Below are 20,557 nucleotides of genomic sequence, written 5' to 3'. Positions count from 1 at the left end.
CGCCTGCCACAACAGGACAGAGGATCATCGGCGCGACGCCGACCGGGGTTCTCGATCACGTATCGTCCAGTTGCGTGCAGTAGTGCGGTCGGTCGCCCGACACTCGAGGAGGCACCACGATGTCCGACGTGGCCAGATCCCCTGTCACGTTGCGTGACGTGGCGGCTGCGGCAGGCGTCTCGGTCACGACCGCGTCCCGCGTTCTGGGCGGCAGTACCCACGCGGTCTCGTCCGCGACCGCCGAGCGTGTGCACACGGCCGCCGCGGACCTGCGCTACACGCTCAACGCATCCGCGCGGGCGATGCGACGGATCAGCGAGTCGGTCGCGCTCATCGCGGACGACCTGACCACACCGTCCATGGCCATGGTGGTCGCCGCGATGGAGAGGCAGGCCCGGAAGGCGGGCGCATTCGTCACCGTGTCCTCGACCCGCGCGACCCCGGACAGGCAGCTGCGGACCGTCCGACTGCTGCGCGGCCTGCGTCCGAAGGCACTGGTTCTCACGTCCGGACGACTGCTGGGCAACCGACTCGAAGAGCAACTACTCAGGGACTTGCGGGCATACGAGCGCGAGGGCGGCCGGGTCGTCATCGTCGGCGCCGCGGAGGAGGAGTTCGACTCGATCGACCTTGACAATCACGGTGCCGGGTACTGCGTGGGCAACTACATCGCGCAGTCCGGTCATTGCAACGTGGTGATCCTCGGGTCCGAACAGGGCACGGCGAACTTCTCGGCGCGTGTCTCCGGCTTCGTCGACGGGCTGACCAGCATGGGGGTCCCCGCTTCGGCCATCCGTACGGTGAGCTGCACGGGCGACCGCCGGGGCGGCTTCGAGGCGGCACGCGGACTGGCAGACCAGGGGACAGCGGCGATCGACGCCGTGCTCGCCGTGAACGACGCGGTCGCCATCGGCGCGATGTCGGCATTCCGCGCCGCCGGGGTCAAGGTGCCCCACGACGTGTCGGTGACGGGGATCGACGACATCCAGCTCGCGGTCGACGTGACCCCTCAGTTGACCACGGTCGCGCTGCCGCTGACCGACATGGGGGCGACCGCCATCCGGATGGCGTTGGCCGACCGCCAGGAACCGACGACCCTGATGGTCCAGGGCCACCTGGCCGTCCGTGACAGCACCATGCCGAAGAGCACGCGAGCGCCGTGCCCTTGACCGCGCGCCGCCCCGCCCACACACTGTGGAAAGCGATTGCCATGCTCAACGTCGACAGTTACTGGCGGTGAACGCGCACGATGTCCGCACTGGACAGCAGGTCCGAGTCCGGGGCAACGCCACGTCGTACGCGGGTCACCGACCCGGAACCCGTCTCGGTGACCCTGCAGGACGTCGCCACGGAAGCGCGGGTCTCCCTCGCCACGGCGTCCCGAGCCCTCAACGGCGGCAGCCGCGGCGTCCGTTCGGAAAACCGCGACCGCGTGCTCGCCGCCGCAGCCAGGCTCGGCTACGTACCCAACGCCTCGGCGCAGGCCACCGCCAAGGGATCGACCCAGACCGTGGCGCTGGTGGTCAGTGACGTGGCCGATCCTTACTACTCCGCCATCGCCGCCGGGATCACCGACGCGGCGGAGGCGAACGGGCTCGTCGTCACCATGACCGTCGCCGACCGTTCCCCCCGCCGCGAACTGGAACTCGTCAGAGGACTGCGGGGTCACCGTCCGCAGATCATCGTCATCGCCGGCAGCCGGATCGACGACGGCGCGACCGAGCGGGAGCTCATCGACGAACTCGCGCAATACCGGGCCACCGGAGGCCGCACGGCGCTGATCAGCCAGCCGGGCCTGCCCTTCCCCACCGTCACCGTCGACAACGCGCGTGGAGCCGAGACGCTGGCCCGGACCATGGCGGAGGCAGGCTATCGGCGGTACGCGATCATCTGCGGCCCCAACCGCATCAGGACCTCGCTCGACCGGTGCAGGGGGTTCACCGCCGGGCTGCGCGCATCCGGCATCGAGGCCGAAGACCAGGTGTTCATACAGACTCAATTCACCCGCAGCGGGGGCTACGACGCGGCTTGTGAACTGGTCGAACGCGGCCTGGACGGCATCGAGCTGATCTTCGCGGTCAGCGACACGATGGCGATCGGCGTGATGACCGCGCTGCGCGACGCGGGCCTGGAGCCCGGCCGTGACGTCGCGGTGGCGGGTTTCGACGACATCAGCTCAGCGATCGACGTCGTACCCGCACTGACCACCGTCGAGGTGCCCCTCAGAGAAGCCGGGACCGAAGCGGTGCGGCTCGCGCTGTCCGACGACGAGAACCGCACGGTGCGCATCCCGACGACCGTGCACGTCCGGGCGAGCACGCCGCGCGCGCCGACGTCCAGCCCTGCGCCGACCGGACCGTCCACCTAGGTAGCCCCGCACTGGTCAGCCGTCGGTGTACAGAGGGCCGGCGTTGAAGTCGCCGCTGGTGTGCGCCGGGTAGCCAGGGTGGCATCGACGTCACCACCACACCAACCACAGCGGTGGCGGTTCGGTTGCGCACGCCCCCCACTCTGGTTGCGAGGGGGGCGTCGTACCTGCTGGCGGGCCTCTTACTGGGCCTTGTAGCCGCCGTCGACGTTGAGGATGGTTCCGGTGACGAAGGATGCCTGCGGGGAGGCGAGCCAGGTGATCGCGTCAGCGACCTCGACCGGGCGGCCCATCCGGTTGACCGGCTGGAGGGCGGCGATGGTGGTTTCGTCCCAGGTGCCGGCCTCGATCGCGGTGCTGAGGATGTCGGTCTTGATCGCGGCGGGGGCGACGCCGTTGATGCGGATGTTGTCGGTGGCGTACTCCAGTGCGGCGGACTTGGTCAGGCCGACCACGGCGTGCTTGGTGGCGGAGTAGTTGGCCGCGTAGCGCATGCCGCCCAGGCCGGCGATGGAGGCCAGGTTGATGATGGCGCCGCCGGGGTTGTCTTGGGCCAGCATCTGCTGGATCTGGTACTTCATACCCCAGAAGACGCCGAGCACGTTCGTGGTGAGCATCTGCTGGAAGCGGCTGGTGGGCTCGTCGGCCAGGCGGCCGGTGTCAAGGGAGACGCCGGCGTTGTTGACGGCGACGTCGAGCCGGCCGAAGCGCTCGACGGTGGCCGCGATCAGCGCGATGACGGACTCCTCGGAGTCGACGTCGGCGGCGATGAAGGCGGCTTCGCCGCCGTTGTCGCGGATCTCGCGGGCGACGGCCTCTCCGGCCGCCTCGCGGCGGCCGGACACGACGACCGCATGGCCGGCGCGGGCCAGGGCCAGGCTGGCCTCCTTGCCGATGCCGGTGGTGGCTCCGGTGACCAGGGCGACGCTGGAAACGCTCATGACGGTGGGCCTCTTTCGCATACAGGTGGGTGCGGCCGGCGGCCCCCATAGAAGACCGCCGGTCTCTTGCGCCTCCAAGGTAAGAGACCGGCGGTCTAATGTCAAAAGACCGGCAGTCTGTAAGATGGGTGCATGGCGACTTTCCAGCGAGCGCGCAGTGAGGAACAGCGTGAGATCCGGCGGCGGGCGATCCTCGACACCGCGGCCGCGATGCTCGACGAGATGTCTGTGGGCTCGGTCAGCCTGAACGAGCTGAGCAGACGCGTGGGACTGGCGAAGTCCAACGTGCTGCGCTACTTCGAGTCGCGCGAGGCGGTCCTGCTGGAACTCCTGGACCACCACTGGCGGCAGTGGACGGCCCAGCTCCCCGAGCAGTTGGACGCCGCGATCGCCCCGGACGCTCCGGTGCTTGAGCGCGGTCAGGCATTCGCCGCCGTCCTGACCCGCTCCCTCGCGCAGAACCGTGTGCTGTGCGACCTGCTCAGCGCCCAGGCCGGCGTCCTGGAGCACAACGTCTCCGCCGACGTGGCCGCCCGCTACAAGCGATCCGCCATCGAAAACGTCGCCGCCCTGGCCGCACTGGCCCGTCGGCACCTGCCCGAACTGGGCGACCGTGCCGACTGGTTGTGCGGCCAAGCCGTCATGGCCATCGGCGCGGTGTGGACCCACGCCCGCCCCTCCCCGTCCATGCTCGCCGCGTACGAGACGGACCCCTCGCTCGCCGCCCTGCGCATGGACTTCACCGCCACGCTGGAGGAGATGCTGGCCACCCTCATCGCCGGCACCCTGACACGGGCGGAGGGGTGACCATGCGCGTGGCCGTCTTAGGGGTCCTTGCACTATGAGCGTCCGGCATGGTGGGGCGCGGCGCACTCGACGCCTGTCTCCACGACCCACGGGTGGACGACATCCTGGTCGTCGGGCGCACGCCGCTGACCTGCGCCATCCGAAGGTCCGTTGATCCGGGGCGGCACCCCGCCGACAAGGGCAGCGACGTGCTGGTCTGCGACCGGACCCGACCCACCGTGCCCAACACCTTCCAGATCGTGGACAAGGTCCTCTACCAGGGCGGCAAGTTCCTCTCGCTGAACGCCGCGTGCTACAGCAACGAGCACGCCAGGTTCCGCACCAGCACCGGCCTCATGCTCTCCGACACAACCCGATCAGATCGCAGGCTTCCACTGCCGCTCCGGCGACGGGGTCGACAAGATCGGCTTCGTGTACACCCAACGCTGACCGATCCGGCGCTGCCCCAGCACAGGTGGCAGAACGACCAGTCCGACCGGCCGTTCCATTCCACTTCCGTACCAAGAGCCAGTGTTCAGCACCTCACGAGAACCGTCGAAGATCACCAATCGCATCGTTCTCGGGCTGCTGCTCGGCGCTTGTCGGGATTGGGTGCCAGTCGGTAGACGGGGGTCGCTGGGCAGCACCTCGCAGGTAAGGCACGCCACGAAGTCCGGGCGGCGGCCATGGCGGTCGTCAGGCCGAGGCCAGCGCCTCCGTCGGGGGAAGCCTAGCTGCCCGGATCGCCGGGTAGAGCCCCGCCAGCGCGCCGATCAGCAGGGTCGCCCCGATGCCGCCGGCCATCGCCCAGGCCGGGACCACGGCGGGCCAGTCCTGGGACGCGGCGTACGCGGCTGTCACGCCGACGCCCAGCAGGACGCCTCCGATGCCGCCGATCGCGGACAGCAGTTGGGACTCCACCAGGAACTGGGTCCGGACCTGCCCGCGCGTCGCACCCAGCGAGCGGCGCAGGCCGATCTCCGCGCGCCGCTCCAGTACGGAGATGACCATGGTGTTGGCCACCCCGACCCCGCCGACCAGCAGCGCCACCGCGCCGAGCCCCAGCAGCAGCGCGCCCAGCGTCTCGTCGGCGGCCTCCTTGGCGGCGAGCGCGTCGGACGGGCGGGAGACCTCGACCTCGTTGGGTGCCTGCGGGTTGGCCGTCGCGGCCAGTACGGACTGGACGTCGGAGACCGCGGACTCGGCGGAGCGGGTGTAGACGGTCGTCGGGTAGCCGTCGAAGCCCAGCTCGGACTCGGCCGCCGGCCAGCCGATCAGCGCGGCGGAGTCCAGTTCGGGGGCGAGCGGGACCTTGTGCAGGATGCCCACCACGGTGAACCACCGCTCGCCCAGCCAGACCCGTATGTCGTCACCGGCCCGGTGCACGCCCAGCCTCTCGGCGGCCTCGTTGCCCAGAACCACCGCGGGATACCGGGCGGTGGCGGCGTTCAGCCAAGTGCCGTCCGCGATCTCGGCGCCGGTCGTCTTCGGCAGGTCGAGCCGGGCTGCGGCGACCGAGATGCCGCCGGACTCGGCCGCCGGGACCCGGTCGTTGCGGTACACGTGGGTGTCGGCCAGCTTGCCGGTGGCCGTGACCGTCTGCACGGGGCCGATCCGGCGGACCATGTCCGTCGCCTCGCGGGGCAGGTGAGAGGCCTGGCCGGTGAAGGACTGGCCGGGGGAGACGGTGAGCAGGTTGGTGCCCAGCGCCTCCAGCCGCCGGTTCAGGTCCTCCTTGCTGGAGGTGGAGATGCCCACCACGGAGACCATCGCGGCGATGCCGATGGCGATGCCCAGCGCCGAGAGGAACACCCGCAGCGGCCGGGAACGCAGCCCGCTGCCGCCGGTGCGCAGTACGTCCCCCAGACCCATCCGGGCGGCCTTCGGGCGGGGCGGCGGCGCGGGCGGTGCCGTCGTGCTCACAGGGACACCTCCGTACGTACGCCGTCCCGGCTGTCCTGGACATCCCGGCTGTCCTGGCTGTCGTGGACGATCAGCCCGTCCTTGAGGTGTACGGCCCGGGGCAGCGCGGCCGCGATGTCCCGGTCATGGGTGATGATCACGACCGTGGTGCCCGAGGCGTTCAGCTCCCGCAGCAGCTCCATCACGATCTCGCCGGAGACCGAGTCCAGCGCGCCGGTCGGCTCGTCGGCCAGCAGCAGCGGGGGATCGCCGAGCACCGCGCGGGCGATGGCGACCCGTTGCTTCTCGCCGCCGGAGAGCTGGTGCGGCCGGTGCTGCAGCCGGTGACCGAGGCCCACCCGGCGCAGTGCGCGCTCCGCGAGCCGTCGGCGCTCGGCGCCCGGGCGGCCCGAGTAGAGGAGTCCGTCGGCGACGTTGTCGAGCACCGGGACGCCGGCCGCGAGATGGAACTGCTGGAAGACGAACCCCACGGCGTGCGCCCGCAGCGCGGACAGCTCACGGTCGGTCAGCCCGGACACGTCGTGTCCGGCGATCCGGACCAGCCCGGCGGAGGGGCGTTGCAGGGTGCCGATGATGTTCAGCAGCGTCGACTTGCCGGACCCGGACGGGCCGACGACGGCCAGCAGTTCGCCGCGCCGCACGGTCAGGTCGGCGTCGCGCAGCGCGGTGACGTCCCCGTACGTGCGGCTGACGCCCCGCAACTCGATGACGGCGTCGCTCACTTGGGCACTCCCACGGTCAGCCCCGGCTTGAGGCCGTCGCCGCTGATCTCGACCTTGCCGTCGGCGAACATGCCCAGCTTGACGCGCAGATACGAGGTCGTGCCGTTCTTCTGCACGACCTCCACGCCGTAGCCGCCCTCAAGCAGCGCGACGAGCGCGTTGACCGGCACGGCCAGCACGTCCTTGCGCTCCTCGGCCTTCAGCACGACACCGACGGGCGCGGACTGGTACGAGCCGAGCTGCTTGGTGTCCGCCACGGTCAGCTCGACCGGGATGGTCGCCTCGTCGGAGCCACCGCCCCCACCGCTCCCACCGCCCTCGCCGTCGTCCGCGGGGGCGGTCGCCGCGGTGCCGACGCGGGTGACCTCGGCCTCGGCCGTGGATTCGTCCGGCAGGGTGACGGTCGCCGCCGTGCCCTTCTTGACCAGCCCTTCATGAGCCACCTTCAGGTCCACCGAGATGACCCGCTTGGTGCCGGTGTACGTCAGCAGTTCGCCGCTTGCCGCCCTGCCGGGGGCGGTCTTCAGCTCGTCGACGCGGATGGCTCCGGACGCGACGGCCGCCTCGCCGGGGGCGAGCCGGCCGGTCTTCGGCAGGCCGAGGTCGGACTGCCACTTCCTGAGTGCCTGCGCGGTGAGGTCCGTGAACTTCTCGTCGACGGTGAAGCCGCCGTAACCGAGCTCGGCGAGGTTCCGCTCCAGTTGCTCGACGTCCTTGCCCTCGCTGCCGCTGCCCAGGGTGCGATACAGCGGGACGGAGCCGTAGAGCAGCGGGACGGGCCGCTCGTCCACGCGGGACACGGGCTTGCCCCGCTTGACGGTGTCCCCAGCCTTGGGCAGCCAGGTGACGGTGCCCGTACCCCTGGCTCCCTCACCGCCCCCTTCGCCGGCTCCGCCTCCCTCGGTACCCGAGCCGCCGGGCGCCTCCAGGGTCGTCGGAGTGCCGTGGCCGAGTGTGCCCCTGACCCTCTCGCTGCGAGTGAGAGTGGTCTTCTCCACCTTCGCGGTGGCGGGCGGCCCGGTCGGCGCGGCCTCGGCGGCTGGGCCACCGCTGCCGCCCCAGCCGGCCGCGGCCACCCCGGCGACGGCGGCCGCGGCGATCACGGTCGCGGTGATCACGGTGACTCGCAGGGCCCGCCGCCTGCACGGGGCCCGCCGACTGCGCGGGCCGGCCGGGGCGCCGCCCGTCTCGGGCCCGTCGTGCTGGTCGGTCACTGCTCGTCCCCCGCCTTGTCGCCGCCGAACACTTCGCCGTCACACTTCATCGAGGCCTCCCACATGCCTGCCTCTGCGCTGGCCTCCTGCGAGGGGAAGGCGCCCCCGCTGTCCGGGTCGGGCACGTCGAAGCCCGCGTCGCGCATGCACTTGGTCCACTTCCGCAAGTTCTCCTTCTGCTTCTCGCTCAGCTCGGCGCCCGCTTCAGAACCCGTCTGCATGTACTCGCGGCAGTCCTCCATGGCCTTGCTCATGGCCGCCTGGTCGAGGCCGTCCCCACCGAACTCGAGCGCGCTGCCGTCCGGGTCGGGATCCTTCATGTCGACGCCGTTCTTGCGCATACACGCGGCAAACGCCCGCGGGTCGTCCTTCTTCGCCTTTTCCTTCTTCTTGTCGCTGTCCTCGGTGGCGTTCGCGCTCTTATTGACGGAGGCCACCTGGCCGCCGCCGCCGCTGCCGCCGCAGGCCGCGGTGAGCAGCCCGAAGGAGAGCAGCACGGCGGGCAGTGCCAGCCCGGTGCGGGTCCGGCTCGGAAGTCGTGTCGAAGTCATGACCGCGATCGTGCAGGGCTCTGCTGGGAGGACCCTCCACGGCAGATCAATGTTCGCTGGGAACGGAGCCTTCGACACGCGGCGGCAAGTGAAGATCTTTCCGCCGCGATGGTGAGCGAATCGGACGGGTGAGTCGGGGCGGCATGACCGAAGGCCGGCCGCTACCACCTAGGGCCCTTCTGATGGATCTCCGCGGCGTCGCGACGCCCAGCACGCTCCCCCACTGCCTCAAGGGCGTGGGAGGTGCCCCACTCGCCGCACCGCACGAAAGCCCAAGTAACCGCTAGCGAGGGCTTCCGCGCGGCACTCCCCCCAGAGCACGCACCGGACGCCGCTCCTTCTCCCACGGAGATCCATCAGAAGGGCCCTAAGGCTCACCCGCCGCCGGACGGCCGGCACGGCAGCAGCACCCGAAAGGCCGCCCCCGCGCCCACCCGGGTACGCAGCTCGATGCGTCCGCCGTGCGCCGCCACCAGCGCCGCCGCGATGGACAGCCCGAGCCCGGCCCCGCCGCTGCCGAGACCCGTCTCGTGGGTTCGGGCCGCGTCCGCCCGGTACAGCCGCTCGAACACCCGGGGTGCGTGCTCCGCCGCGATCCCCGGCCCCGTATCGCTGACCTCCAGCACGGCCACCGGCTGGGCGGCACCCAGCTCACACCCCACACCCGCCACCGGCGCCCCGCCGTCCAGCGCGGCCTGGGCGGACACCCCGATCCGTACCGTCACCCTCGCCTCGGGCGGTGTGTGGCGTACCGCGTTCGCCAGCAGGTTGTCCACCACCTGGCGCAGCCGCAGCGGGTCACTCATCAGGGTCACCGGCTCCAGCCCGCACGTGTCGTCCAGCCCGGCCAGCCGGATCACCCGCTCCGGAGCCCGGCCGTGCGCGTCCCGCACCACGTCGGCGGCCAGGTCCCGCAGCTCCACGGTGCGCCGCTCCAGGGGCCGCTGCTCGTCGAGCCGGGCCAGGAGCAACAGGTCCTCCACCAGCACCCCCATCCGTTCCCCCTCGGCCTCGATCCGGGCCAGCGCCTCCGCCTGGTCGCCGCCGAGCCGGGACAGCTCGGCGAAGCCGCGTATCGAGGTCAGCGGGGTGCGCAGCTCGTGCGACGCGTCCGCGAGGAACTGCCGTAGCTTGCGCTCGGACGCCCGCCGGGCGGTGACTTCCGACTCGATGCGCCCCAGCATGGCGTTCATCGCCTGCCCGAGCCGTCCGGCCTCGGTGTGCGGCTCGGTGTCGGGCACCCGCCGGGACAGATCCCCGGCCGCGATCTGCTGCGCGGTGGCCTCCATCCGGGTCAGCGGACGCAGCCCGAGCCGCACGACGAGCGTGGCCAGCGCGGCCAGCAGCGACAGCACCACGCCCATGACGGCGGCATCGATCAGCAGCAGCCGGTTCACGGTCGCGCCAACCTGTCCGAGCGAGACCGCTTGGACCGAAATCGTGGGGCCCGCGCTCTTCGCACGCACCCGCCAGTCGTCCCCGCCCCCCACGTCCGGGACGGTGAACGGCTCGCCGCTGAGCGCCCGCTGCCGCAGTACGGCCGGCTCGGGCAGCTTCGGCCCCGCCGCCCCGTCATCCGCGTAGACGGACACCCGGTTGCCGTCGTCCGCGTAGAAGTAGATCCGCGTGTCCGTGCCGAACCACGACTCCAGCAACTCCCGCACCGCCGGGTCGTTCAGCACTGTCTGGTCTCGGCCCTCCGGCGGCTGTGTCCGCCCACCGACCACCTCGCTGCCGGGCTGGGCCAACTGCTCGTCCACCTGGCTCATCAGATACGAGCGCAGCATGACCAGCCCCACGGCGTTGGCCGCCAGCAGCGCGAGCGCCGTCAGCCCGGCAGCGGCGACGACGAGCCGGGACCGCAGCGTCCAGTGCCGCCACCACCGCTTCACGTCCCGCCCCGTGGCAGCCGCAGCACATAGCCGACGCCGCGCAGGGTGTGGATCAGCGGCGAGCCGGCCGCGTCGATCTTCTTGCGCAGGTAGTAGACGTAGGACTCCACGATCCGCGAGTCGCCGCCGAAGTCGTACCCCCAGACCCGGTCCAGGATCTGCGCCTTGCTCACCACCCGCTCGGAGTTCTCCAGAAGATAGGCGAGCAGCCGGAACTCCGTGGGCGACACCTCGATCATCCGGCCGTCCCTGCGCACCTCGTGGGCATCCGGATCCAGACTCAGCCCGCCGTAACACAGCGGCTGAACCGCCTCCCCGTCCTTCGGCCCCACCCTCGTACGGCGCAGTATCGCCCGCACCCGCAGCACGACCTCCTCCAGGCTGAACGGCTTGGTCACATAGTCGTCCGCGCCCACCGTCAGCCCCTGGACCCGGTCCCGGACGGTGTCCTTGGCGGTCAGGAACAGCACCGGGGTCTCACACCCGTCCCGCCGCAGCGTCCGGGCCACCTCAAAACCATCCAGGTCAGGCAACATGACGTCGAGCAGGACAAGATCAAAACCCGACCCGCCCAACCCGACGGCATTGAGCGCCTCCACACCACCCCCGGCACAGGTCACGTCAAACCCGACCAGACGCAGCGTCTGGGCGAGCAGATCACGGATGTTCGGCTCATCGTCGACGACGAGCAGGTGCGCGGCTGGAGTGGTCACCCGCCCACCCCTACCGCACCAACCTCAAAGAACCCTGAGAACGCTCCACCACCTCCTCGGCGGGCGCCCCCATGACCGAAGCGACACGACCCCGACCACGTCGAGGTCGCTGACGACGCCGCGACCATCGGGCGGAAACGCACCTGCTCCTGGCGGTCTCGGGCTGTGACGCGAGCAGCGCCCGGGTCAGGCGAGGGCTACTTCATTCCGGTGGCGGCGATTCCCTTGACGAGGTAGCGCTGGCCCACGAGGAAGACGATGAAGACCGGGATCAGCGTGACGACGGACATCGCGAACAGCGAGCCCCATGAGGCTCCGCTGGTGGCGTCCACATACCCATTCGATCTTCGAGAACATCACGTACTGCGGAATGATGAGTACGTAGATCGGCACCATCAGGGTCAGCATCATCATGCCGAAGAAGAACGGGCGCCCGCGGAACTGCAGCCGCGCGAAGGCGTAGGCCGCCATGGAGCAGCTGACCAGGTTGCCGAGCAGTGCCCCCAGGACGACGATTGCCGAGTTCATGAGGTACACCCCGAACGGGTGCGACAGCGCGTTCCAGCCGTCGGAGTAGTGGCCGAAACCACGCGCAGGTCGTCGTTGATGGCGCGGTGGATCGTGCCCGGGGTGACCCGCGTAGGTGAGGACCGTGGCACCGCCGTCGATCTCGTCGTGCTCGCCGGTGATGGCCGCCCAGGTCTCCCTCTCCGACACGTCGATGCGCCAGGGGCGTTCACGGGGCGCGGGCCGTGGCCGGGCGCGCCCTGCTCGAAGGTGGGCCCGGCCCAGAAGTTGTCGCCGGACAGATGCGACCAGGTCATCTACAGGCCCTTGTGCCAGCGGTGGTCCCAGGGCCGGTAGATGCCGTCAGCAGCGTGCCAATGACCGCGATTCCGCGCAGGACGTCCAACGACTGAACGCGCTTGGACTGTTCAGTCTCTTGAGCCTCATGCATGCCCGGAGGCCAGGTCGTTCCATCGAGCGGGCACCTCGGCCGAACGGTCGGAACAGTTCCCATCACTTCGGGGGAGACGAGGGGCGGTGCCGGTGTACCCGGAGCAGGCGGCTGTCAGTCCGTGCCGGCCGGGATGCGGAGGATCGCCTCGTAGCCGCCCTCGGCGGTGGCGCCGGATTCGAAGGTGCCGCCGAGGAGTTCGGCGCGTTCCCTGAGGCCGATCAGGCCCTGCTGGGCGCCGGGAAGAGGCAGCGAGGGGCGGGTGGGGGGTGTGTTCGTGACGGTCACGCCGAAGGCGGCGCCGTCGTCGGCGTGCCACAGGCGGACGGTCGCGGTGGCGCCGGGTGCGTGCTTGCGGACGTTGGTGAGGGCTTCCTGGACGGTGCGGTAGACGGCGCGTTGCGCGGTGGTGCTGGTGCCGGGGGGCAGTTCACCGGTCAGTTCGGCGTCGATGCCGCTGGTCGTGACGAGCCTGTGGAGGTCGGCGAGGGTGGGCTGAGGGGTGAGCTCGCTGGCCCGGCCGCCGGAGGCCCGCAGCAGGGTGACCATGTGGCGCAGTTCGTCGAGGGTGTCGACGCTGAGGGAGCGGATGGTGCACGCGCCCTCCTTGAAGTCCGGGTCCGTGGCGGCGACTTGGAGGGCACCCGCCTGTATCGCGATCAGGCTGACCTGGTGGGAGACGACGTCGTGCATCTCGCGGGCGAGCTGGGCGCGTTCGCGCGTGAGGACGGCCTGGGAGTGCAGCAGGCGTTCGTGCTCGCGGGCTTCCTCGATCTCGACGAGGCGGCGGGCCAGGTCCCGGCGGGCCTGGACGAGCTGGCCCAGCAGGACGGGCACGGCGACGGCGGCGAGCGCGTAGAAGAAGTTGACCAGGGTCCAGGTGCGGTCGTCTGAGGTGAGGTCGTTCAGCAGCCAGGATGCCTCTGAGGCGAGGGCGAACATGATCACGCACGCGACGAGCAGGCGGCGGTCGCGGGAGCGTGCGGCCAGTGTGTACAGGGCGGCGAACGGGGCGACCACGATGGCCTGCATGATGGCGGGCAAGGTGAGCAGGAACACCGGGAGCGGGAAGCGCCGCCGTACGACGAGCGCGGCGCAGGCCAGCGCGGCCATGGCCTGCTCGACGGGGCTCGCGTCGACCAGGCTGAGCAGGACGTCCACGACGGCGACCGCGACGACCACGGCGTCGATGACCGGATCGGGGAGCCGCGCCCACCACGCCCGGGGCACGGTCATCGCCCGGACTCCGAGCGCCGCTGCCCTTCGTCGAGCAGTCCCGCCCTCTGCGCGAGCAGCGCCGCCTGCACCCTGCTGCCGACCCGCAGCTTGGTCAGGATCGCGCTGACATGGTCCTTGACGGTGCCCGCGCTGAGGTGGATCCGGGCGCCGATGTCGGCGTTGGACAGTCCTTCCGCGATCAGCACGAGCACCTCGCACTCGCGCTCGGTGAGCAGGCCGACGCGGGTGACGTCCTCGTCGTCGATGGCCGCTCCGGGGTGGCTCCGCCAGACGGCACGGGACGCCTTCGGCGACATCACGACCCCGCCCGCGGCCAAGGTACGCACGAGTTGGGCGAGTTGGTCGGGCTCGGTGTCCTTGAGCAGGAATCCGGCCGCGCCCGAACGCAGCGCGGTGAGGATGTACTCGTCGGCGTCGAAGGTCGTCAGCATCGCCACCACCGGCGGCTCCGGAAGGGCGCGCAGCTGCCGCAGCACGGTCAGACCGTCCACGTCCGGCATCCGGATATCCAGAAGCACGACGTCCGGGCGCTCCTGCCGTACGGTGTCGATGGCCTCCGCGCCGACTGCGGTCGCTACGACCTCGATGTCGTCGGCCGCGTTGAGGATGAACCGCAGACCGGACCGCACGAGGGCCTCGTCGTCCACCACCACTGCCCGTATCACGTGCGCTCCGCCTTGTCCTCGTGGTGCGTGCGTCTCAGGCCGCACACCGATGCTGATTGTCACCGTCTGGACGGTAAAACGGGAACCGCCCGGTGAGGCGGGCCGCCGGGACACTCCCGTCACCCGGGGGGTGGGTTCCCGCCGTACGGGGTAGTCATGTCGCGGCACCGCCGAACGTGCTGTCCGGCGGGTGTGTGCGGGGCCGTACTGGGCGGCTCGACGGCCGCCGCGCTCACATCGTACGGCGAGACGGCACGCGCCGACCGGCCGTACGGCGCCCAGTGGCTGCTGATCACCGCCGTCGCTCGGCCCTCGCACACGGGTACGCGCACACCATCGCCCGGCGCGGCGAAGGTTCCGTCCGGGCGCAGGCGTCATGGTCGCCGACGGGCTCGTCAACGAGCAAGCGACACCGCCAGTCGGCCCCTGCCCGGCGGGGCCATACCCGCCGGGTGGGGGGTCCTACCCCGCCACCCGGCAGTGGCCCGACCCACCGGGTGGCGGGGTGGGACCGGACAGTCGCCGGATACTGTGGCCCGGTGCTGTTCGCCAGCCTCAGGGCATGACCCAGAACGCAGACGAAACGGCGCTCGCGTCGTCGGCCGGTGCCCCGCCCGGGACCGTGGAGCACAACCCGCCCGAGGCTCCCGGGACCGGACGAGTCCCGGTCGGCCGCCTGATCGGCGTGGACCTGGCCCGGGGACTCGCGGTCTTCGGGATGTACGCGGCCCACGTCGGCCCCGATCCGATGTTCGAGCGTGGTGTCACCGGGTTCCTCATGGAGCTGTCGCACGGCCGCTCCTCTGCGCTCTTCGCCCTGCTGGCCGGATTCTCGCTCGTGCTGATCACAGGCCGTACCCCGAAGACGGGGCGGGCGGGCCGCCAGGCGGTCGCCAAGGTCGTGATCCGGGCGCTCGTTCTGCTGGTCCTGGGCACGGCGATGACTATGTGGTTGGACACGCCGGTCATGGTCATCCTCGCCTACTACGGCGTGTACTTCCTGCTCGTCCTGCCGCTGTACCGGCTCAGTGCCGGCCCACTGGCGATCATTGCCGCGGCAGGTGCCCTGGTCCTGCCGCAGCTCCTGTACCTCATTCGAAAGGCGCTCCCCGAGGACGGCGTCGACGGCGTCTGGGGCTGGCCCACGGACGCCACCGGCATCATTTCGCTCCTCTTCACGGGCGGCTTCCCGGCCCTGACCTGGCTTCCCTTCGTCATCGCCGGTATGGCGGTGGCCCGCCTGGACCTCGCCGCCACCGCCGTCCGGATACGCCTGGGGATCACCGGTGCCGGCCTGGCCGTGCTCGGCTATGGCGGCTCCTGGCTGGCCCTGCACCTGGTCCCCGGCGCCCTGTCGACTCTGAACGCCCGTTTCCAGGGTGCGCCTGACTTGGACGTGCCAGGCTCAGGGGTCGAGTCAGGTTCCGGACGGGGCGAAACCGCCCCCTCGGATCTTTCCGACGGCGGCATCCCGGCGAAGGAACTGGCCGAAGGCGACTGGGGCGAGGGCGGCTCGGCCGCGTCCGCCTGGTGGTCCGACACCTGGGGCTACCCCAACCACGACACCCCGGCCGAACTCCTGGTCGCCTCGCCGCACAGCGAGACCACGCTGTCGATCGTGGCCAACACGGGGGTGGCGATCGCCGTTCTGGTCGGCTGCCTCGCCGCCGTCGATACCTTCCCGCGCTTCCGCCGTCTCGCCCGTCCGGTGATCGCCGTCGGCTCGATGTCCCTGACCGCCTACGTCCTCCAGTTCCCCGGCGTCCACTTCTTCGGCATCGGACACAGCACCATCACCGTGCTGCTCGGCTTCATCGCGGCCGCGGCCGTGTTCGCCACCCTCTGGTCGCGCTTCTTCCGCCGCGGCCCGCTGGAGTGGCTGCTCGGCAAGGCCACCAAGCCCGCCGAACTGGTCGGAGCCCGCCGGGAGCCGGAGCGAAACCGATTGAGTGAGGCGGACGGGTCCGCCGGAGACACGGAAGAGAAGAGTAAGAAGTGACCATCCGCGTGGTCGTCGTGGACGACCAGGACATGGTGCGCTCGGGGTTCGCCGCGCTGTTGTCCGCACAGAGCGACATCGACGTCGTCGGGGAGGCACCCAACGGCAGGCTCGGCGTGGAGGTAAGCCGCAGCACGCGTGCCGACGTGGTGCTCATGGACGTACGCATGCCGGAGATGGACGGCCTGGAGGCCACCCGGCGGCTGCTCGACCCACCGCCCGGCGTGCTGCACCGCCCGAAGGTGCTCATGCTGACCACCTTCGACATCGACGACTACGTCCATGAGGCGCTGCGCGCCGGAGCCAGCGGCTTCCTCCTCAAGGACGCCCCGGTCGCCGAACTCCTCCGGGCGATCCGGGTGATCGCCGCGGGCGGCGCACTGCTCGCCCCGTCCGTAACCCGCCGCCTCATCGAGGACGTCATCCGCCGCCGCTCCACGTGGGAACAGGACGCCCGGCGGCTGCAGCTGGGCAGCCTCACGCCACGGGAGACGGAGGTCCTGACGCTGGTCGCGCAGGGCCGGTCGAACACGGAGATCGCCGAGCAACTCTTCGTCTCCGCGCACACCGTCAAAACCCATATGAACCGGCTCCTCGCCAAACTCGACGCCCGTGACCGGGCCCAACTCGCCGTCTTCGCCTACGAGTCGGGCATCGTCACTCCCGGGACACCCGCCTGACCGCCGACCGGTACGGAGCCTCACCACGCACCGTGCCGTTGCCGGGCGTGGGCCCCGTTCGGCACCTGGGTACGACGTGACATCCCGTACCGCGCCCGTACCTTCACCACGCCCCGACCACACGACGGTTCACACGGAGCACCCTGCACCATCCTCCCGGGCACCAGCGGATCGACTTCCACCACATCAGCGGCCTCTACGGCACCTACGCCTAGGACCTCGCCCGGGTCCGCGAGCAGCAGCGCAGACTGCTCGTCCACCCGACCTCGGGGAGAGCACACCTCGACGACATCGAGGCCGAGATCACCTACCTGCTGCACGGGAGACCCGCCCCGAGACGGTGGTGGAGATCGGCACCTTCCGCGGCTGGTCCACCACCTGGATCCTGCACGCCCTGCGCGTCCTCACCTGTTCCTGTCCCGACCGGGCCGAACTGGTCCAGGCCAGCCGCGCCGACTCTTCACTGTCCTGTCGGCCTTGCCATGGTGTCGTGCTTCTTATGCGCTGGTACGCCGCGCGGCTGCCTGAGTGATCCGGTCGAACATAACCCCGAGAAGGACGATGGCCAGCCCCGCCGCGAGCCCCTTCCCGTACAGCTGTCCCTGCGAGAAGCCGGCCACGACGTCGTAGCCGAGGGCGCCCGCGCCTACCAGGCCGCCCACCACAACCATCGACAGCACATAGATCAGGCCCTGGTTGGTGGCGAGGGTCAGGGCGCTACGTGCCATCGGCAGCTGGACCTTGGTGATGATCTGCCAGGTGTTGCACCCGGCCGAGGTAGCCGCCTCCACAGTCGTCTCCGGGACGTTCCGCACCCCGTCCGCGACGATCTTGATCGCGACGGGTGTCGCGTAGACGAAGGCGGCGACGATCGCGGTGAAGCGGGTCGCGCCGAACAGGGCGAGGAACGGCACGAGATAGACGAACGGCGGCATGACCTGGGCCGCGTCCAGCGTGGGCCGCAGCAGCCGGTCCACGAGCGCGCTGCGTCCCATCCACACGCCGAAGGTGACGCCGAGCAGCATCACGAGCACCGTGGCGACGAGGGTCGAGGCCATCGTCGTCATGGCGTCCGACCAGACGCCGGTGCCGAGCAGCAGGCCCACACACACGGCGGTAGTGATGCCGGCGCGCCAGCCGCCGAGCACGACTGCGAGCGCGATCAGTGCCGCGCCGACCAGCCACCACGGGGAGTCCGTGAGCAGTGCCTGGAACGGGTTGAGCAGGCCGTTGGTGAGGGCGTCGCGGAAGGCGTTGGTGATACCCGAGAGGTTGTCCTGCACCCAGGTGGTCACGCTATCCGCTGTGCTCGAGATGGTGCTGCCGGTGCGCCCCTCGCCGGGAAACTCCGCCGCCCACAGATAGGTTTGGGACAGGTAGGCCAGGACCGCCGTGACCGCTGCGCCCGCCGCCAGCAGCGGGCGTCGCCAGGTCAGGAAGCGGTTCTTCGAACTGCGGGCGGCCTCCTCGCGTGTGCTGGCCGCGGTGGTGACCCGGTCCAGGACGATGGCCATGACGACGATGGCCAGGCCCGCGTTGAAGGCCGTGCCGACGTCGAGCGTCTGGAGGGCCTGGACGACGGTCTTGCCCAGGCCGGGGGCGTCGATCAGGGCGGCGATGGTCACCATGGCCAGGGCGGCCATGATGGTCTGGTTGACGCCCATCACCACGGTCCGTTTCGACATCGGCAGCAGCACCTTTGTGAGGGACTGCCGCCGGGTGGCGCCCAGCGAGTCGGCCGCCTCGACGGTCGTCTCGGGCACCGTGCGGATGGCGTGCGCGGTGATACGGATCGTCGGCGGCGCCGCGTAGATCATGGTGGCGATGGTGGCGGAGGCCGGGCCGATGAGGAAGAACAGGGTCAGCGGGGCCAGGTAGACGAAGGTCGGCATCGTCTGCATGAAGTCCAGGAAGGGCGTGATGATCCGGTTGAACCGGTCGGACAGCCCCGCCCACACCCCCAGCGGGATCGCGAACAACAGCGCCACGAACACCGCGCACAGGATGAGCGCCAGGGTGTCCATGCTCTCCTGCCACAGGCCCTGCAGCCCCAGGAAGGTGAAGCCCGCGACGGCCAGCAGCGCGACCCGCCAGTTGCCCACAGCCCAGGAGACATAGCCGGCGATGCCGACCACGCCCAGCCAGCCGATCTGCGGCACCGGGCGGCCCGCGGGCGGCTGGGAGATCAGCTCCTGCACGAAGGTCACCAGGCTGTCGATGACCAGGCGGATCTCGTTGAAGAAGTACAGGAACAGCGGGTTGGAGTTGCGGTTCGCGCCGATCGAGTCGTTGACGTCGTTGAACCACCGGTGCAGATCGGTCAGGTCCGCCGCCGCCAGGGTCAGGGTGTGCTTGCCGCGCAGCACGGCGAACAGCACCAGCCAGACGATGAGGATCGCGGCCACCACCATGGACCGGCTGACCTTGCGCACCCTCTTGACGGGAGCGGCCGGCTCCACGCCTTGGGACTTCTCCGGTTTCTCTGTTTCCTCCAGGGCGACGGTCATCACATGCCGCCTTCCTGCCCGGCGACCACCGCGAGGATCTCCTCGTCGCCGACGATCCCCAGCAGCTTGCCGCCCTCGACGACCTTGACCGGCTTGTCGGCCACCAGCACCGCCCGGGTGGCCTCCTTCACCACCACATCCGGACCCATCTCCGGACCGTCCAGCTCGTCGCCGTCCTCCACCGGCCGCATGATCCACCGCAGGGTCAGCACATCGCCGCGCGGCACATCCTTGACGAACTCACGCACGTAGTCATCGGCCGGGGCACCGACCAGCTCGTCGCCGGTACCGCACTGCACCATCTGGCCGTCCCGCATGATCAAAATGCGGTCGCCCAGCTTGAGCGCCTCGGACAGGTCATGGGTGATGAACACCATTGTCTTGCCGACCTCGTGATGCAGCCGGATGACCTCGTTCTGCATGTCCCGGCGGATCAGCGGGTCCAGCGCCGAGAACGGCTCGTCGAAGAACATCACATCCGGATCACCGGCCAGCGCCCGGGCCAGACCCACGCGCTGCTGCATACCGCCGGACAGCTCGTCCGGATAGGACTGCTCATAGCCCGCGAGGCCGACCAGCTCGACGACCTCCATCGCCCGCCTGCTGCGCTCGGTCTTGCCCAGACCGCGGATCTCCAGTCCGAACGCCACGTTGTCCACGACGCGGCGGTGGGGCAGCAGACCGAAATGCTGGAAGACCATGGAAAACTTGCGGCGGCGCAGCTCCCGCAGCCGCCCCGCGTCCGCATCCCGGATGTCCTCGCCCTCGAAGACGATCTCACCCGCGGTGGGCTCGATCAGCCTCGTCAGACAGCGCACCAGCGTCGACTTGCCCGAGCCGGACAGGCCCATGACGACGAACACCTCGCCGGGCGAGACCTCGAAGTTCACATCCCGTACCGCGGCGGTGTTCCCGGTACGGTCCATCAGCTCGCGCCGGCTGAGCCCGCACAGCTCCTCCGACTCCGGCACCTGCTCGGCTCTCGGCCCGAACACCTTCCACAGCTTGCGCACGGATATGACCGGCGTGCCATCCGAATCCTGGGGCGTGCCGCTCCGCTGCGGCACCTCGGTCTGTATTGGGGTCACGATCGACCTTTCTTCGGCGTTCAGCCGCGGAACCAGTACTGCGGCCGGGGTCGGATGCTCTGCCAGATGTGCTCGGGCTCTCGGTAACCCCCTGACGAATGTCCGGACAGGCCGGCTTCGCCCGCTGTACGGGCCCTGCGGCGCCCCACGTCTATCCGGCCTGCTTCTGTGCGTCGCGGTGGCGGTAGTAGGTGGCCTTGGACGGCGCCGGCGGTTCCTTGCCGAGGATCAGGTCGGCGGCCTTCTCGGCGATCATCATCACCGGCGCGTAGATGTTGCCGTTGGTGACATACGGCATGACGGAGGCGTCC

At 70.3% G+C, this 20,557-nt stretch carries 18 protein-coding genes; 6 read left to right on the top strand and 12 right to left on the bottom strand.

Annotated features, from left to right (window positions below):
* The first annotated feature begins 128 nt into the window (after positions 1 to 128).
* Both ABD357_RS33050 and ABD357_RS33045 read left to right on the top strand, forming a co-directional pair.
* Positions 129 to 1,169 (top strand): LacI family DNA-binding transcriptional regulator, encoded by a 1,041-nt coding sequence (locus tag ABD357_RS33050; protein WP_344394765.1) that lies wholly within the window; start codon positions 129 to 131, stop codon positions 1,167 to 1,169.
* Positions 1,170 to 1,249: 80 nt separating this feature from the next.
* Positions 1,250 to 2,368 carry a LacI family DNA-binding transcriptional regulator gene (locus tag ABD357_RS33045; protein WP_344394763.1) on the top strand — a complete coding sequence of 373 codons (1,119 nt, stop codon included), beginning with the start codon at positions 1,250 to 1,252 and terminating at the stop codon, positions 2,366 to 2,368.
* Between the two features lie 182 nt (positions 2,369 to 2,550).
* On the opposite strand, the gene ABD357_RS33040 is transcribed toward ABD357_RS33045, so the two are convergent.
* A complete protein-coding gene (locus ABD357_RS33040; protein ID WP_344394761.1) occupies positions 2,551 to 3,309 on the bottom strand; it encodes an SDR family NAD(P)-dependent oxidoreductase in 759 nt (252 codons plus the stop codon).
* 132 nt (positions 3,310 to 3,441) lie between these two features.
* Here ABD357_RS33040 and ABD357_RS33035 point away from each other — a divergent pair, with 132 nt between their 5' ends.
* Both ABD357_RS33035 and ABD357_RS33030 read left to right on the top strand, forming a co-directional pair.
* Positions 3,442 to 4,116 (top strand): TetR/AcrR family transcriptional regulator, encoded by a 675-nt coding sequence (locus tag ABD357_RS33035; protein WP_344394759.1) that lies wholly within the window; start codon positions 3,442 to 3,444, stop codon positions 4,114 to 4,116.
* A 92-nt stretch (positions 4,117 to 4,208) separates the two neighbouring features.
* Positions 4,209 to 4,721 carry a hypothetical protein gene (locus ABD357_RS33030; RefSeq protein WP_344394757.1) on the top strand — a complete coding sequence of 171 codons (513 nt, stop codon included), beginning with the start codon at positions 4,209 to 4,211 and terminating at the stop codon, positions 4,719 to 4,721.
* A 70-nt stretch (positions 4,722 to 4,791) separates the two neighbouring features.
* On the opposite strand, the gene ABD357_RS33025 is transcribed toward ABD357_RS33030, so the two are convergent.
* The 9 genes from ABD357_RS33025 to ABD357_RS32985 form a co-directional block, all read right to left on the bottom strand.
* Positions 4,792 to 5,967 carry an ABC transporter permease gene (locus tag ABD357_RS33025; protein WP_344395055.1) on the bottom strand — a complete coding sequence of 392 codons (1,176 nt, stop codon included), beginning with the start codon at positions 5,965 to 5,967 and terminating at the stop codon, positions 4,792 to 4,794.
* A gap of 47 nt (positions 5,968 to 6,014) precedes the next feature.
* Positions 6,015 to 6,740: an ABC transporter ATP-binding protein gene (locus tag ABD357_RS33020; RefSeq protein WP_344394755.1), complete on the bottom strand. Its 726-nt coding sequence runs from the start codon at positions 6,738 to 6,740 to the stop codon at positions 6,015 to 6,017.
* Entirely contained in the window at positions 6,737 to 7,954 is a 1,218-nt protein-coding gene (locus ABD357_RS33015; RefSeq protein WP_344394753.1) for a peptidoglycan-binding protein, read from the bottom strand. Before ABD357_RS33015 ends, ABD357_RS33020 begins: the two co-directional genes overlap by 4 nt.
* Complete coding sequence (locus tag ABD357_RS33010; RefSeq protein ID WP_344394751.1) at positions 7,951 to 8,505, bottom strand: hypothetical protein; 555 nt, start codon at positions 8,503 to 8,505, stop codon at positions 7,951 to 7,953. Before ABD357_RS33010 ends, ABD357_RS33015 begins: the two co-directional genes overlap by 4 nt.
* Positions 8,506 to 8,879: 374 nt before the next feature.
* Positions 8,880 to 10,397, bottom strand: coding sequence for a sensor histidine kinase (locus tag ABD357_RS33005; protein ID WP_344394749.1), 1,518 nt, complete (start codon positions 10,395 to 10,397; stop codon positions 8,880 to 8,882).
* Positions 10,394 to 11,110 (bottom strand): response regulator transcription factor, encoded by a 717-nt coding sequence (locus tag ABD357_RS33000; protein ID WP_344394747.1) that lies wholly within the window; start codon positions 11,108 to 11,110, stop codon positions 10,394 to 10,396. Before ABD357_RS33000 ends, ABD357_RS33005 begins: the two co-directional genes overlap by 4 nt.
* Positions 11,111 to 11,296: 186 nt before the next feature.
* Positions 11,297 to 11,827 (bottom strand): ABC transporter permease family protein, encoded by a 531-nt coding sequence (locus ABD357_RS32995; RefSeq protein WP_344394745.1) that lies wholly within the window; start codon positions 11,825 to 11,827, stop codon positions 11,297 to 11,299.
* A gap of 355 nt (positions 11,828 to 12,182) precedes the next feature.
* Positions 12,183 to 13,304 carry a sensor histidine kinase gene (locus tag ABD357_RS32990; protein WP_344394743.1) on the bottom strand — a complete coding sequence of 374 codons (1,122 nt, stop codon included), beginning with the start codon at positions 13,302 to 13,304 and terminating at the stop codon, positions 12,183 to 12,185.
* A complete protein-coding gene (locus tag ABD357_RS32985) occupies positions 13,301 to 13,972 on the bottom strand; it encodes a response regulator (protein ID WP_344394741.1) in 672 nt (223 codons plus the stop codon). The genes ABD357_RS32990 and ABD357_RS32985 overlap by 4 nt, the downstream gene beginning before the upstream one ends.
* A 562-nt stretch (positions 13,973 to 14,534) precedes the next feature.
* On the opposite strand from ABD357_RS32985, the gene ABD357_RS32980 reads away from it, so the two are divergent.
* Entirely contained in the window at positions 14,535 to 15,971 is a 1,437-nt protein-coding gene (locus ABD357_RS32980; protein ID WP_344394739.1) for a DUF418 domain-containing protein, read from the top strand.
* Complete coding sequence (locus tag ABD357_RS32975) at positions 15,968 to 16,651, top strand: response regulator (protein ID WP_344394737.1); 684 nt, start codon at positions 15,968 to 15,970, stop codon at positions 16,649 to 16,651. The genes ABD357_RS32980 and ABD357_RS32975 overlap by 4 nt, the downstream gene beginning before the upstream one ends.
* A gap of 497 nt (positions 16,652 to 17,148) precedes the next feature.
* Here the strand turns inward: ABD357_RS32975 and ABD357_RS32970 are convergent, their stop codons facing one another.
* Both ABD357_RS32970 and ABD357_RS32965 read right to left on the bottom strand, forming a co-directional pair.
* A complete protein-coding gene (locus tag ABD357_RS32970) occupies positions 17,149 to 19,158 on the bottom strand; it encodes an ABC transporter permease (RefSeq protein ID WP_344394735.1) in 2,010 nt (669 codons plus the stop codon).
* Entirely contained in the window at positions 19,158 to 20,246 is a 1,089-nt protein-coding gene (locus ABD357_RS32965; protein ID WP_344394733.1) for a quaternary amine ABC transporter ATP-binding protein, read from the bottom strand. The genes ABD357_RS32970 and ABD357_RS32965 overlap by 1 nt, the downstream gene beginning before the upstream one ends.
* Positions 20,247 to 20,557: the final 311 nt, after the last annotated feature.

It is taken from the genome of Streptomyces vastus (genome assembly GCF_039532825.1).
Lineage (GTDB): Bacteria > Actinomycetota > Actinomycetes > Streptomycetales > Streptomycetaceae > Streptomyces > Streptomyces vastus.
This window is presented reverse-complemented; position numbering and strand designations above follow the sequence as displayed.